We start from the raw sequence: 14,611 nt of genomic DNA, 5'->3' as shown, positions 1-14,611 counted from the left end.
TGCGCATACTCGTGACGGACGGCGCGAAAACCTACAATAGAGCGGCTATGGCTGAAAAGATGCTGGATGTACTATTATCAGTGGTCGGCGGGTGCAAACGACCGATCGAGAGAGAACCATGAAAAACTTTATCATCCATTTCATCGCCGAACAATGACCGTGTCCGGAAAACGATTCAGGACAACACCAAGAGGTGTACGGCTATGCATAAGAGGAATCGGTGCTGTGTCGTTTGGTTTGATATGCTTGCAGCTGCTTCTTGTGTTTACTCCCTTTGGACTATGGGTTGGAGAGGCACTCTTGACATGCACACCACTTTCAAACCTGAAAAACGCTGATGCGATTGTCGTGTTGGGAGGAGACAGGGCACGGGCCTTTGATGCAGCTATTCTCTTTGATAGAAATTTGGCGCCACTTGTGATTATCTCCGGCGGTGCTGAGCGAGAGATATCCGCACTGTTTCAGTTAGGAATTCCTGGCTCGAAGATTGTTATCGACTCTGAAGCAATGTCAACACTTGATCATCCACGGACCATTCTCTCTATCCCTTTTATCGATCGAGATTCCAGCCTCATTCTGGTTACCAGCCAATTTCACCAGTACCGCAGCAGGGCTGTGTTCGAGAAAGCAGGGTTTCAAAACATACAGATCTATTCGAGTCAGTTCGAAGATTGGGAAACTCGAAAAAAACCATATCTGGGTATAAAAGACGCAGCCCAAGTGGTGTACGAGTTGCTCGCTATAGGAAAATATGAAGTCGTCGGCGCAATATAAATCTATTGAGGAAACCGGCCAAATATTTTAAGCTTCCTCCGCCGTATAGAAAAGAGACAAATCAGCCAAAAAGGATCGCAGAATATTCACCGAGGCTGTGCAAGGCAGATTGTTTTACCAGTATTTGTATGGTTGGTAATTGCCGCTAAACTCAAAGGACAAAGATGATATGGGTTATTATAAAATTGTTTTCATAGCCGGGGCACGGCCCAACTTCATGAAGATCGCGCCGATCGTCAAGGCGCTGGAAAGAAGGCGGCAGGGAGGTGAGGGGAGAGGTGGCAATCTCCAGGTCAGGATTGTCCACACCGGCCAGCACTACGACGCCAACATGTCCGGCATTTTCTTCAGGGAACTGGGCATTCCAAGGCCCGACTATAACCTCAATGTGGGGTCGGGGTCCCACGCCGAGCAGACAGCCAAGGTTATGGTGGCTTTCGAGAAAGTCCTCCTGAAGGATAGGCCTGATCTGGTGGTTGTGGTTGGAGATGTCAACTCCACCATCGCCTGTTCCCTTACCGCGAAGAAGCTCGGGGTCCCAGTCGCCCATGTTGAAGCCGGACTGAGGTCCTTCGATATGGGGATGCCCGAGGAGATCAACCGGATTCTCACCGACAGGATCAGCGATCTGCTGTTCGTGACGGAGGAGTCGGGCATCAGGAACCTGAAGAATGAGGGTGTTCCTGACGACAGGGTCCATTTCGTCGGCAACGTCATGATCGACACGCTCCTGGAGAACCTCCAACGGATCGATACTGGAGATTGGCAGCCCTCGGAAGGGATAAGGGAACTTGTGGACAGTTTCGAGGACTACGCTGTACTGACCCTTCACCGCCCGTCCAATGTGGACCGCAAGGAGACCTTCGCCCCGGTCTGGCGCGTGATCTCCGACGTGGGCCGCCGGATACCGATCATTTTCCCCGTCCACCCCAGGACAAGGGCAAAAATGGAAGAATTCGGCCTGTCCGTTGAAAATGTGAGAACCATCGAGCCCATCGGATACATGGACATGCTCTGGGCCGTCCGTGGGGCGAAGATGGTCCTCACCGATTCCGGAGGATTGCAGGAAGAAACAACGGTGCTCGGCGTTCCCTGCGTCACCATACGGGAGAACACCGAGCGGCCCTCAACGATCGAGATCGGAACCAACTACCTGGCTGGGACCGACCCTGAAAAGATCCTCTCCATTGCGAATGAAATCCTGGGGGGGGAGGAACAGTCCAGAGTCCAGCGTCCAGAGTCTAGAGGGGAAGAGCAGTCGAAAGTCCAGAGTCCAGAGGGGAAGAAAGGCAGGATACCGCCTCTGTGGGATGGAAAGGCTGCTGAGAGGATAGTGGAGATCTTGATTAAAGTTTGAGAGTTTGGATAAGATAAACCGGGATTCAGGTTTAGATCTATCAGCGGAAATCAGCCTGTCCTGAGCAAGCACAGCGCGTCGAAGGGCGTGCATCAGCGGCCAATAGGCCTTTAAATACGGTTCGCGATGACGCCGCTGTGTCATTGCGAGGAGCATCGAGGCAGACGAGAGTGACGCGGCAATCCCGGTACAGTTAGTTGAGCAGCCCTGATGTAGGTTCCGGTGTCTTTAGGGCCATAGATTGGAAATTCGAGGAGGTAATCTTTTGCGCTCTTGAATTTCATGTTGTTTTTTATGCCCTGCAGGATTTCCGTGAGAATTATATCTGTTATGGAGATATCCTCCTTTGTAATATATCTATACACCAAATATAAGAAAGTTCTGTGTATAAGGCAAGCATTGGACGTGGATAAAAGCAGAAATCTTTTGGTTGTCGAGGGGAGCAAATCACGCCATCGGCAATCCATTGGGCAGTGGCGTCGAGCGTTGCCTGAATGTGTTGCGGATCGCTTCGCAAAGCGTCCGTCCGTCAAATTCGAACAGCAGGCTCAACAGCCACACATCATAGAAATCCTTCATCCGGCTGTTCGCTATCCCCAGGCGCACCATAGTTTCAAGCTTTTCGGCGATCATCGTATACCGGGGATAGGCCAACCCAGACTGCCCAATAGCAGTTTGTAGTGCGCACTATTATTTTCTTCGCCTCACGATAAAACTTAAGCCACGATCGGTTGCCCCCTGTGTCAGGATAGTGGAAATCTTAAAGGAAAGTTTGGAAGTTTGAGGGTTTTTAAGTTTGGGAGGATGAGATCATGAATACGACCAGGGTGAGTTTCATGGTCATTGAATCACTGGGATAAGGCAATACAAACGCTTGACAAGCGTGTAATAGTGGGGTCTACTTTAGGTAACTCATCTGCCATGTGTAGAAGGAGTAACGAGGCCGTCCATATGATAATGGGCGGCTTCAGCCGTTCTGGGACTTTGTAAACACCTCGTGTTCCTTTTCAAATTTGCGCTTTTGACTGCTGTACTCGACCGGATAGGCGGTCCAGAGTAGGACATATTCACCCCTATCCGCGAGAATCACAACATAACTGAAGTCTTCCAAAGCCAACACAATCTTCCGGCGCCTGCCAAAGGTTTGATCCGTAATCCGTAATCAGTGTATCGTTATTAGGTGTTTCCGTTATTTCGTGTAGGATACAGACCCACAACACATTTTTTGAGTCAGTTCCCTGAAAAGTTGGTGGAAATAATGTAGAATTAAGAAATGCCGTGATTCGTAAGTCTTTTTTACTCGAAGGAGGTAGTAGCTTTATGGCTTTTAAATGGAATCCGACCAACGGAGAGTCCCAGCCGTCCCTCGATGATTCCCTGGAGCAGATCCGCCAGAAGTTCAAAGGGTTCCAGGGGTTCAAGGGCGGAGGGGCCTTCCTGCCTTCCCTCCTCATTATTGCGCTGCTGGGCTTTGCGGCATGGACCTCCTGGTTCACGGTCCAGCCGGAAGAGACAGGCGTCGTGCAGAGGTTCGGGAAGGTCTCGCGCACGGCCGGCCCGGGGCTTCACTTCAAACTGCCGTTTTTGATCGAGACGGTCAAACTGGTACCAACCGCGCGCGTCCTTAAAGAGGAATTCGGTTTCAGAACCACTGCGGTCAATCCCGGTGAGCGGACACAGTACTCGGGTGGCCGCTCCTACCAGGACGAGTCGCTGATGCTCACGGGGGACCTGAACGTCATCGACGTCCAGTGGATCGTACAGTACCGGATCCAGGACCCCATCGCCTACCTGTTCAACGTGCGTGACACACGGAAGACGATTCGCGACATCACGGAGGCGATCATGCGGCGCGCGGTGGGCAACCGCCTCGGGAGCGCTGTTCTGACAACGGGCCGTGTGGAGATCGCCGGCGAGGCGAAGAAGGAGATCCAGTCGATCCTTTCCGAATACAAATCCGGGGTGCGCCTCGTCACTGTGGAGCTCCAGGACGTGACCCCTCCCGACCCCGTGAAACCGGCCTTTAACGAGGTCAACGAGTCACGGCAGGACAAGGAACGCACCATCAACCAGGCCCAGGAGCAGGCCAACCGGGAGATCCCCAAGGCCCGCGGTGTGGCGGAGCAGAGCATCAGCGAGGCCCAAGGGTACGCCACGGAGCGCGTCAACCGCGCCGAGGGTGAGGCGACCCGCTTCGAGGCCATCCTGACGCAATACCGGAGTGCCCCCCAGGTCACACGGCGGCGGCTGTACCTGGAGGCCATGGGTGAATACCTTAAAGGTGTGAAGGGGGTCTACGTCGTGGACGAGAACCAGAAGGCCCTGGTGCCGTGGATAAGTCTCGATTCGGGCATGTCGCCGGATGTGCAAGGGGGTGCGAAATGAAGTCGTCCATCAAGTTAACCATCCTGACCGTCCTGATCCTCGCGGTCCTCATCGTCCTTTCCGGATCGTACTTTACCCTGGAGGAGGGCAAGCAGGCCATCATCGTCCAGTTCGGCCGCACCGTGGGGGACACCATCACCGATGCGGGTCTTCACTTCAAGCTGCCCTTCGTCCAGGAGGTCCGGGTCTTCGAGAAACGCCTTCTCGTGTGGGACGGCGATCCCAACCAGATCCCCACCAAGGGGCGTGAGTTCATCTGGGTGGACACCACGGCGCGCTGGAGGATCGCGGACGCCAAGAAGTTTTTAGAGAATGTCGCCACCGAAGCAGGGGCTCAATCGCGGCTGGACGACATCATCGATTCCGTGGTCCGGGACGAGGTGTCCAACAGCGAGCTGGTGGAACTGGTCCGAAGCACCTCCTGGGTGATCCCCGAGGGCAAGGAACTCGAGGCCATCCCCAAGGAGCGGGAGGAGGAGCTCAAAAGGAAGATCGCTCGTGGGAGGGAGGAGATCACGCGGATCATTTTGGCCAATGCGCGGAAGATCATTCCCCAGTACGGGATCGAGCTTGTGGACGTGAGGATCAAGCGCCTGGACTACGTCAAGAGCGTCCGTGAGAAGGTCTACGAGCGCATGATCTCCGAACGAAAACGCATCGCGGCCCAGTTCAGATCGGAAGGGGAGGGCCGGAGCGCCGAGATCCTGGGAGAGATGGAGCGCGAGCTCAGGCAGATAAGATCCATGGCCTACCGCAAGGTGCAGGAGATCCAGGGCAAGGGTGACGCTGAGGCCACGAAGATCTACGGGCGCGCCTACAACAAGGATCCCGAGTTCTACGCTTTCCTGAGGACCCTGGAGAACTACAAGGAGGGCGTGAACGGCACCAGCACACTGGTGCTTACCACCGACAGCGATTTTTATCGGTATTTAAAATCCGCGAAGCCGCAGAAATAAAGGGCCGTGATCAGTGATCCGTGACCAGTGAAAAGCTTATTTAACACCCTTCGGCGCGCTTCGCTTGCTCACGGCAGGCTGGAGGCAATAGGTGAGGGGCGAGTAAGGCGGCGTTAAAGTATCGGGTTCATCCGGTTAATGCGTACCTTATATTATTATTTTGCTGTCATTGCGAGGAGCATCGAGTGAGACGAGAGTGACGCGGCAATCCCGGGCGGAGCTGAAAAGCTCGTCACGGCGCCCTCCGGCCGCTATGGGACAGCTTCCGCCGTCGCTCTTCGAGCTATGGCGGGACAGGCGCGATGACAGATGGCGGGGTATGGTTCGCGATGACGAATGGTGGAGTATGGTCCACTCCACAGCCAGGTACTCATTCTTGCGATGATCCCTAAATCTTATAAACCTTGAGAGCGGTACACTCCTCAATGAAATCAAAATCCGCGTCTTTGTGAAAAAGCGCCAGATCATTTTCAATACAGATTGCGGCGATAATACAATCGATGGTTTTCCTGACGGTTTTTCCTTGTTTTCTGCAATCCCGGTACAGTTGAGTTGAGCAGCCCTGATGTAGGTTCCGGTGTCTTTAGGGCCATAGATTGGAAATTCGAGGAGGTAATCTTTTGCGCTCTTGAATTTCATGTCGTTTTTTATGCCCTGCAGGATTTCCGTGAGAATTATATCTGTTATGGAGATATCCTCTTCACCTGCTATGAGTCTGTGCAACGTCCGGCGATGAGGGGAACTCGCACCTTTGAGAAAATCCACCCAGACACTGGTATCCACGAGGATCATACCCTGCTTTTCCTCATCTCATCGAGGTTGCCGGTCCAATCCACCTTGCCTTCGAGTTCAAGGAGCTTTTTCCTTTTTATCCTGCTTACGAGTTCCTGGATGGCGTAATTTACAAGCTCTTTCTTGGTTTTCTTTTGGGTGAGTTCCATGGCCTCATCGACCAGCTTCTCATCAAGCTCGATATTGGTCCTTAACATGCGGGATATCCTCCTTTGTAATATATTTATACACTAAATATAAGAAAGTTTTGTGTATAAGGCAAGCATTGGACGTGGATAAAAGCAGAAATCTTTTGGTTAAGGAACAGCTTGCCTCGATGCTCCTCGCAATGACTTCGCTGGTCATTGAACATTGAACATTGAACGTTCTTTACCACGTTGAACCTGGAACGTTGAACTGGTCTATCCCTCTGGACTCCCTGTCCGCCATAGCTCGCAGAGCGAAGGTGGATGGACTCTGGACTCTGGACTGAACCATGCCTGGTGTTAGAGAGATTATCGCACGGAAGGGATTAGCGCCTCGACTTGCGGGCGAAGTTCGCCGATCACGATTTGGAAGGAGGGCAGTTCAGGTACCAGTGGGCCGAGCCAATGATCCCAGGTCTTCTCGACATAGGCAAGCATGTGGTCCGGGAAGAAGTCATCCGGTGCCTTGAAGGTGACGTTCCGCACAGCACACTTCTCATACAGAAACGTGGCAAAATCGGAAAGATCCATCCGCTCCTTGTACGCTCCCAGAATGCGCCAGAGGTCGTAGTAATCGCGGGCGCGTGACCGGCTCCATCCTCGTTCCTGGAGATTACGCACATGCTGAAGGATTGTGCGCAGTTTCTCTGCCACGATCTCTTCGAGTGCGTACACGCGAATCTCCGCATCGAGCGGCTCGCCGTATTCGTGGATCACTTTCAGCGTCTGCGATGGTTTGAGGAGCTTCTCATCCATCGTTATCTCGATCATTACGCGTGTCTGTGGCTGCTTCTGCCATGGCAGGCGCGCATGGATCGTAAAGGCTTCCTGGCCTCCTGGATGCGGTTCCTTCTCAGTGTAGCGTTCACAGGCAATTTCCACGGGAGCGTGCTTGTCCAGTAGCTTCACAGTGGCACCGCATGCCTCTCGGACCGCTTGCTCTATCTTATCGCCCGCCGGAGCGCCTTCCAGCACGGAAAAATCCAGATCTTCCGAAAATCGATAATCACCGAAATAGCACTTCTTCAGGGCAGTGCCGCCCTTGAAGACAAGCGTGTCACGCAGCGATTCCACTTGCCCAATCCCGGCGAGAATCCAGGACAAAAGGTAGTCACGTTCAAGGACAACCCACGGGATATCGAGGCGCTTGCGCGATTCCTGAAGGCGCGTGTAAAGTGGCTTCATGGATTGACTCTTCCGGGAAGGTTCTCCTGGATCATCCAGCGCTTGTTGTACGATCCTTTGCGCGGACCCGCGGGATCGAGTTTGCGGGAGCCCTTGATCGAAAGCGACGCAAGTCGTTCGCAATTAGCAGGGTCAACACCCAGATGTTCGAGTACCCACCCGAGTCGTTTGGCCGTCACCGCATTCAGATTAAGAGCATACTCAATGATCCGGCCGATGTTCAAATCGGAACCCCGCGCCTCGAACGCATGGAGTACCTCGGCGAAATCGCCGCAGTACTGTGGCATGGAGAGGCCGTCCAGCAACGTGCGCTCGGGATCTGTGATCGTCACCCGCGTTTCCTGGAACCACACTTTCTGCGTTCCAAAGAACCGCTCGGGTATCACCTGAACGAACTGGTAGAGCATTCCGCCAACCGGGTAGCCGTCCCGTGCCTTCCTGGACATGCTCCCTCGCATTCGGGGGACCGAGATCCCGGTTGTGGTGAGAACGAAGACCTTTCTGGGCACTTGGTCCGTCAAGCCGTGGTAGTGCAGGGCAGACCAGTGAGAGATGGCGGCCGGTTCGACAAGGGCCATTGCGATCTCAAACTCGTGGACGGGCGTGACGCCGGGCACGGACGACGAGATCGCGTAGAGACCCTTGCGTAGACGAACCAGCCATCCAGACTTGACCAGGTGATGGAGTGCCTGGCGAAAATAGCCCTCTGATAGACCAACGGCAGGAGCAAGTTCCCGAGCCCGAGCCGATGTAAAGATGCGATCCCCCTCACTGGCCAGTTTTCTGACCAGTTCAACCCCTGGCTTTGTATGGATCCGATTCGCTCTGGACATTGTGCGCTCCTGTCGAACAAACCCGCTACCGGCCTAATGCCCGGTTGAATAGAATTGATACGGTAATTGTTCGTCACTGTCAAACAATTTCCATATACAATATCCTGAATCTTTCTGTTTCGTAACACAAAAACGCAATTTAACAGGAAAGGAGGGGATAGGGCAGTACCGAGGTACCGAGGTATGGAGGTAAGGGCGTATGGGGGTATCGAAGCCCCTGGGACCCATGGGCAATGGGGAAAAGCGGGCGATAGGCAATGGGGAAGAACGGGTCCAAATAACAAAGTTCAATGTTCAACGGGGTAAAGAACGTTCAACGTTCAATAACCAGCGAAGTCATTGCGAACCGATAACTGTGTGAAGCAAGCTCATGCGGAGCCGCAGCGAAAACGCTGATTTTAGAGTTGGATTCCCCATCCCCTGGCAAAGAGAAGTGCCATACAGCATTATTTATGTAAAATGTAAAAGTGTTTGACAATTAACATGCTACGGTATATTTTTTCACCATGATCAAGCGCAACGCCGAATCAACGATCCGTCAATTCCTGCGTGGTTTTCCTATTGTGACTATCACAGGACCCAGGCAGTCCGGGAAGACGACCTTGGCCCGGGTTGTTTTTAGCGGCAGACCCTACGTTTCGCTTGAGGATCCAGACGTCAGGATTGCGGCTATCGACGACCCAAGAGGTTTTCTGGAACGTTTTCCGGACGGGGGGGTGCTCGATGAGGTACAACGGGCGCCGGAAATACTTTCCTACCTGCAAACGAGGGTCGACGGGGATGGCCGGATGGGGCTTTTTCTGCTAACGGGATCCCAACAATTCAACCTGATGTCGGAGATCTCGCAGTCGCTGGCAGGCAGGACGGCCTTTATTGAATTGCTGCCTTTTTCCATCGGGGAACTGGACCGGGCGGGGGTCAGGCCGAACCTGCTCGATGCTATGCTCTTCAACGGCTGCTATCCGCCCCTGTACGACCGTGATCTTTCGCCGGGCGCCTGGTTCAGATCCTATGTGACAGCCTATGTGGAACGCGACGTCCGGCAACTGCTGAAGGTCCAGGACCTTGAAGCGTTTCAGCGTTTTTTGAGGTTTTGTGCCGGCCGCAGCGGGCAAATCCTGAACCTTTCCTCCCTTGCCACCGATTGCGGCATTACCCACAACACGGCCAGGGCCTGGATATCTGTCCTGGAGGCGAGTTACATACTGTTCACTCTTCGTCCACACCATGCCAATTTCAACAAGAGGCTGGTCAAATCGCCTAAAATATATTTTTACGACACGGGCCTGCTTTGTTGGTTGTTGGGCATTCGAGAGCAGGACCAGCTTGCAGCTCATCCCCTGCGCGGCAGTATTTTTGAAACCTTCATCGTCTCTGAATTGGTGAAAACAAGATTCAATCAGGGGGAAAAGGCGGGGCTTCACTTCTGGCGTGACAGCAACGGCAACGAGGTGGATGTCATCGCCGAGGTGGGGACCTTGCTGCAGCCCATCGAGATCAAATCAGGCAAGACCCTTAACCGGGGTTTTTTTATCGGGCTGGAACGCTGGCAGACCCTTGCAGGCGATCGGGCCACTTGTCCGACCCTCATCTATGGAGGCAGGGAATCCCTGACGCGCAAGGAGGTCAATGTTTCAGGTTGGGAGGCAGTCGGCCGGGTGCTTGAAAAATAGGGATCATCCTGGAAATGAGTACCTTTATTATTTTGCTGTCATTGCGAGGAGCATCGAGGGAGACGAGAGTGACGCGGCAATCTCATGCGGAGCTGCAAAGGTCGTCACGGCGCCCTCCGGTCGCCCACGGGATCGCTTCCGCCGTCGCCCTACGGGCTATGGCGGACAGGTCGCATAGTTTCAGCTTCCGCCGTCGCTCTTCGAGCTATGGCGGGACAGGCGCGATGACGCCGTGGCAGTTCCTGAAACTCTGGACTGTTCTTCCCCTGACTTTTTGCTTGCCATGACGCCCGCAATAATATATATTTTTAATATATATTAAGACGATGTGTGGAGGTACCCAATGAAAACAGCGAAAATCTTCAAAAATGGTCAAAGTCAGGCGGTACGCCTGCCTAAGGAATTCCGGTTTGACGACACTGAAGTCTTTATCAAGAAGAGTGGCCATGTCGTATATCTCATCCCCCGCAGTCATTCCTGGGATGTCCTTTTCGGCAGCCTGAAAAGGTTTTCCCGGGACTTCATGTCCGAACGATCCCAGCCGGAACCGGACAAGCGGGAGAACTTCTGATGAAGCTGATGCTCGACACCAACATCTGTATCTACATTATCAAGCAGCAGCCGGAGTCAGTGCTTGAACGCTTTTTAGACTACCAGGTCGGTGATATCAGCATCTCTGCAATCACGCTTTCCGAACTGCGTTACGGCGTAGCCAAGAGCAAGCATCGGGAGAAAAATTCCAGAGCCCTCGATGAATTCATGATCCCTCTGGAAATATTGCCATTTGACGAAGAAGCGGCTCAGGCCTACGGTGATGTCCGCACCTCACTGGAGAAGGCGGGGACCCCCCTTGGTGGCATGGACATGCTCATCGCCGCCCATGCTGTCTCCCGGGGGCTTACGCTGGTCACCAACAATACTCGCGAATTTGCCCGCGTTTCAAAACTGGCTCTTGTTGATTGGGTTTCTCAGAAGACGGAATAAGAGCAAGCTTGAGGCCTGCCCTTCCCTGCAGTATCGACTGCGCCCCGCGCCCCATTGAACGTTGAACCTGGAACGTTGAACTGGTCTATCCCTCTGGACTCCCTGTCCGCCTCGATGCTCCTCGCAATGACTTCGCTGGTCATTGAACATTGAACTTTGAACGTTCTTTACCACGTTGAACATTGAACGTTGTTTTTTGGACCCGCTCTTCCCCTCTGGACTTCGGCATCTGGGACCCGCGGAGCGCCGTGCATCAGCGGCCAATAACTCATTTAACTGCATACTCCCTAAGCCATTCCCGGATCGATTCCCTGACTGTTTCCCAGTCAACATCCCATAGCATCTTCGGCGTTTTTTCCCGTTCCGCATCGTCAAAGTAGGCCAGACCAAAAAGGACGTGGCCGATATCCTCAATGGCATATCTTTCTTTGTAGAGATCAAGCGCTTCACCGAGTTTATAATAGGTCTTCAAAATGGAATAGAGGTCGATAAAATCTTTTTTAGAGCCGCGCTGGGAAATAGCTGAAAGCTTCATGCAGGCTATATCGTCGGGCGATGCCAGAAGGCAGTGAAATTCAGGCCGGAGGTTGGCGGGGGCGAGGAGGGGATACCGGTATTCGAGGAAACTGACGTTAATGCCGTGAACCGATCCATGCAGAGTGCCCCGGTCCACCTGGGTTACGACGAGCGGGATCCCGTTGTCCTTCAACTCCTGCGTGAAGACCAGCGGGTCGCCGAGAGGCTTTTCAGTGAACCAGTCGAGATCGATGGATACCCTGTGGCCCAGGTAAACAGCAAGCGCCGTTCCCCCGCCCAGATAAAGACCTCTTTCAGACATGAAGGGACCCATTTCTCGAAGGACGGCCTGAAGGTCTTCGGGAAGGGCCTCCGGGCGGCGAGTCAAAACGCGGTCCTTCCATCCCAGATTCTTCTGCCGGTTCCGGACAGCCATTCGTTGACTTGAGAATGCGGCAGACCCAGCAGCAGTTCCCAGAAACGGAGACGGGGAGGGGAAAGGCTCCTTCCTCTGGAGCTTAAAATCCAGTCCCTCAGCTCACTTTCACTGAATTCCGAGAGCAGCCATCGGATATCATCCCACCCTGCCGCAGAAAGAACACGGCCGATGATCAGGTCCCTGTTCTGGTCCAGGGAAAGTGTTTGAGAGTCGTATTCCCAGAAGAGAGCGCTCATTTTTTCAGGTAACCGGTTCATATTTATATTTTACGTGATAATCGTGGTGGTAACAAGGAAATAATATTAACTAATCGCAACAAATACAGCAGGTTACAGCTGTTGAACATTGAACGCTCTTTATCCCGTTGAACATTGAACCTTATTTATCCTACTGGACATTGGACAGAAGTCTGCTAATATAACAATGCCTTAAAAGAAGTACGGTTCAGTACGCTTTTTAGGTTGTTTGGGGAATCGTTGTTGGGGGAGTCCATGTACAGGTATGTATTTGCCTTCTTGATAGCGGCCGTGCTTACGGTTCTGCTGACGCCGAAGGCCATTTCTCTCTGCCGGGCCTGGGATCTTATGGATTATCCCGGCGGGAGAAAGGTCCACAGGGAACCCATACCACTGGCGGGCGGCCTGCTCCTCTTCCCGTTCATCCTCGCTGCTTTCTGTCTGTCCTATTGGGGCGATCCCCTTCTGTCCTATCTGCTTTTCGCGATACTTATCATTTTCACGGTGGGCATTCTGGATGATCTGCAGGGCGTTGCGTATCTTACGAAATTTGTTGCCCAGGTCACCGCGGCGCTGCTGGTCGTTCAGTCCGGGGTCAGGATCCATCTCATCAATTTCGGGGCATTCGGAACTTTTCCCCGTAACGATGACACCCTGTTTTCCATCCTGCTGACCGTCTTCTGGATCGTGGGCCTGACCAACGCCGTCAACCTCATCGACGGGATGGACGGGCTCGCCGCCGGCCTTTCCCTTAACGCCTTCCTCGGCATCGGGGCCATCGCATTCCTCCAAGGGCAGACAGCCCTCGTCCTCTTCTGCCTGGTCGTCTCGGGAGCGCTGTTCGGCCTGTTGAGGTACAATCTCCACCCCGCGAGGGCCTTCCTGGGGGACAGCGGAAGCCTGCTCCTGGGGTTTTCCATCGCGGTGACCGCCATCATCCAGTCCGCCAAGACAACGACCCTGATGGTACTGATCATCCCCATCTTTTTCCTCGCCATTCCGATGGTGGACACTTCCCTCGCTTTCGCGAGAAGGGTATCTGCCGGAAACAACCCCTTCAAGCCGGACAGGGGGCACCTGCACCACAGGCTCCTCGACCTCAACTTCACCCCCCGCCAGACCCTGATCTACTTCCTGGCTTTTTCCTTTCTTCTCGGGCAGATGGCGATCGGGCTCAGCCGGCGCCGGAGCCTCTATATCCTCAGCGCCTCCCTGCTCCTCATTGTCCTTATGGTAATTATCATCAGGGCCCTCAATGTCTATAACTTCCACGCGAAGATAGAAGCGGTCAACGCGAGGTTGAGAGCCCTGGGAAAATTGGAAGGGCAACGGAAGGATGCGGGAGGCGTCTACAGCGGTACTTTGACCGCGATCATCCTGATGCTGATTTTTAATGTCGGCCTGGCCGCATTCTACCTGGAGGCAGGAAGAGGGCTGGTCCTTGCGGCAACCCTGCTTTTGCCGCTTCTGGCTATACCGGATCTCCTGGACCGGAGTGAAAACGGCCATACCAGGCCCATGTTCTTCTCCAAGGGGGTTGTCTTCTTCCTCATCCTGACCATGGACCTTGCACTCGTCTCACGGTACAAGGCCGGGTTTCCGGTCGAGAGGTGGCTCTTTCTCGCTCTTCTTTTGATCTTCATCTCGTATTTCCTGTCTACCCGAATGCGGAAGGGACGGTTCGAGCTTTTTCTCCTGGACCCAATGGATTTCATCTGTCTGAACATGGCGGGAGTTGTCATCGCCGTTTTCGACTATGTTCGTGGAATTTACACTGTCGTGCCGCTTTTCCTTGTTCTGATCAACACGTTTCTCCTCTTTTTCATCTTCCGGGTCCTGATAAGAAACGCCCATGTCGGTTTCGGCATGAGAAAGGTCTACGCGGCGATGCCGGTGATCCTGGTCATCACGTTGCTGTTTCTTAGATAGGCCTGCGGCCAAGGTCCAAATACCAACGTTCAACGGGATAAAGAACGTTCAGAGTCCATCCACCTTCGCTCTGCGAGCTATGGCGGACAGGGAGTCCAGAGGGGAAGAGCAGGTCCAAAAAAGAACGTTCAAGGTTCAAGGTTCAATGACCAGCGAAGTCATTGCGAGGAGCATCGAGGCGGACGAGAGTGACGGTTTACCGCGTCGAAGCTACCAGAGCGAAGACGGAAGCTGCAAAGAGAATCACGGCGCCCTCCGGTCGCCACGGGATCGCTTCGCATAGTTTCAGCTCGCGATGACAGACGGTGGGTACGCGCGATGACGCCGCTGTGTCATTGCGAGGAGCATCGAGGCGGACGAGAGTGAC

At 53.7% G+C, this 14,611-nt stretch carries 14 protein-coding genes and 1 pseudogene; 8 read left to right on the top strand and 7 right to left on the bottom strand.

Going from position 1 to position 14,611, the window contains the following annotated elements:
* Positions 1-66 precede the first annotated feature (66 nt).
* Positions 67-774 carry a YdcF family protein gene (locus GXP52_06190; GenBank protein ID NOY86872.1) on the top strand — a complete coding sequence of 236 codons (708 nt, stop codon included), beginning with the start codon at positions 67-69 and terminating at the stop codon, positions 772-774.
* Between the two features lie 169 nt (positions 775-943).
* Positions 944-2,131 (top strand): UDP-N-acetylglucosamine 2-epimerase (non-hydrolyzing), encoded by a 1,188-nt coding sequence (wecB, locus tag GXP52_06185; GenBank protein ID NOY86871.1) that lies wholly within the window; start codon positions 944-946, stop codon positions 2,129-2,131.
* 447 nt (positions 2,132-2,578) lie between these two features.
* Here wecB and GXP52_06180 read toward each other — a convergent pair whose 3' ends face one another.
* Positions 2,579-2,764 (bottom strand): nucleotidyl transferase AbiEii/AbiGii toxin family protein, encoded by a 186-nt coding sequence (locus tag GXP52_06180; GenBank protein NOY86870.1) that lies wholly within the window; start codon positions 2,762-2,764, stop codon positions 2,579-2,581.
* Positions 2,765-3,451: 687 nt separating this feature from the next.
* On the opposite strand from GXP52_06180, the gene hflK reads away from it, so the two are divergent.
* Together hflK and hflC are read left to right on the top strand one after the other, a co-directional pair.
* Positions 3,452-4,516: an FtsH protease activity modulator HflK gene (gene hflK, locus GXP52_06175; protein ID NOY86869.1), complete on the top strand. Its 1,065-nt coding sequence runs from the start codon at positions 3,452-3,454 to the stop codon at positions 4,514-4,516.
* On the top strand, positions 4,513-5,472 hold the full coding sequence (gene hflC, locus GXP52_06170) for a protease modulator HflC (GenBank protein NOY86868.1): 960 nt from the start codon (positions 4,513-4,515) through the stop codon (positions 5,470-5,472). Before hflK ends, hflC begins: the two co-directional genes overlap by 4 nt.
* 388 nt (positions 5,473-5,860) lie before the next feature.
* Here hflC and GXP52_06165 read toward each other — a convergent pair.
* The 4 genes and pseudogenes from GXP52_06165 to GXP52_06150 all read right to left on the bottom strand — a co-directional run bounded on the left by GXP52_06165 (position 5,861) and on the right by GXP52_06150 (position 8,467).
* A pseudogene (locus tag GXP52_06165) lies at positions 5,861-6,264 on the bottom strand (PIN domain nuclease).
* Positions 6,261-6,461 (bottom strand): type II toxin-antitoxin system VapB family antitoxin, encoded by a 201-nt coding sequence (locus tag GXP52_06160; GenBank protein ID NOY86867.1) that lies wholly within the window; start codon positions 6,459-6,461, stop codon positions 6,261-6,263. The pseudogene GXP52_06165 and the gene GXP52_06160 overlap by 4 nt, the downstream one beginning before the upstream one ends.
* 297 nt (positions 6,462-6,758) lie before the next feature.
* On the bottom strand, positions 6,759-7,634 hold the full coding sequence (locus tag GXP52_06155; GenBank protein NOY86866.1) for a nucleotidyl transferase AbiEii/AbiGii toxin family protein: 876 nt from the start codon (positions 7,632-7,634) through the stop codon (positions 6,759-6,761).
* The gene (locus tag GXP52_06150; protein ID NOY86865.1) at positions 7,631-8,467 is read right to left on the bottom strand and encodes a hypothetical protein; all 837 of its coding nucleotides are present in this window, start codon (positions 8,465-8,467) and stop codon (positions 7,631-7,633) included. The genes GXP52_06155 and GXP52_06150 overlap by 4 nt, the downstream gene beginning before the upstream one ends.
* A gap of 506 nt (positions 8,468-8,973) precedes the next feature.
* Here GXP52_06150 and GXP52_06145 point away from each other — a divergent pair.
* From GXP52_06145 to GXP52_06135, 3 genes are all read left to right on the top strand, one after another.
* Entirely contained in the window at positions 8,974-10,140 is a 1,167-nt protein-coding gene (locus GXP52_06145) for an ATP-binding protein (protein ID NOY86864.1), read from the top strand.
* A gap of 343 nt (positions 10,141-10,483) precedes the next feature.
* A complete protein-coding gene (locus GXP52_06140) occupies positions 10,484-10,711 on the top strand; it encodes an antitoxin (protein NOY86863.1) in 228 nt (75 codons plus the stop codon).
* Positions 10,711-11,124, top strand: a complete 414-nt coding sequence (locus GXP52_06135; GenBank protein NOY86862.1) for a type II toxin-antitoxin system VapC family toxin — start codon at positions 10,711-10,713, stop codon at positions 11,122-11,124. Before GXP52_06140 ends, GXP52_06135 begins: the two co-directional genes overlap by 1 nt.
* 268 nt (positions 11,125-11,392) lie before the next feature.
* Here the strand turns inward: GXP52_06135 and GXP52_06130 are convergent, their stop codons facing one another.
* Together GXP52_06130 and GXP52_06125 are read right to left on the bottom strand one after the other, a co-directional pair.
* Positions 11,393-12,028: a nucleotidyl transferase AbiEii/AbiGii toxin family protein gene (locus tag GXP52_06130; GenBank protein ID NOY86861.1), complete on the bottom strand. Its 636-nt coding sequence runs from the start codon at positions 12,026-12,028 to the stop codon at positions 11,393-11,395.
* Positions 12,025-12,336: a hypothetical protein gene (locus GXP52_06125; GenBank protein ID NOY86860.1), complete on the bottom strand. Its 312-nt coding sequence runs from the start codon at positions 12,334-12,336 to the stop codon at positions 12,025-12,027. Before GXP52_06125 ends, GXP52_06130 begins: the two co-directional genes overlap by 4 nt.
* Before the next feature lie 234 nt (positions 12,337-12,570).
* On the opposite strand from GXP52_06125, the gene GXP52_06120 reads away from it, so the two are divergent.
* Positions 12,571-14,244, top strand: coding sequence for an undecaprenyl/decaprenyl-phosphate alpha-N-acetylglucosaminyl 1-phosphate transferase (locus GXP52_06120; protein ID NOY86859.1), 1,674 nt, complete (start codon positions 12,571-12,573; stop codon positions 14,242-14,244).
* The last annotated feature ends 367 nt before the right edge of the window (positions 14,245-14,611 follow it).

Source organism: Deltaproteobacteria bacterium (assembly GCA_013151915.1).
Lineage (GTDB): Bacteria > BMS3Abin14 > BMS3Abin14 > BMS3Abin14 > BMS3Abin14 > BMS3ABIN14.
Note: the sequence above shows the minus strand (reverse complement) of the source record. Positions and strands in the feature narration are given on the sequence as shown.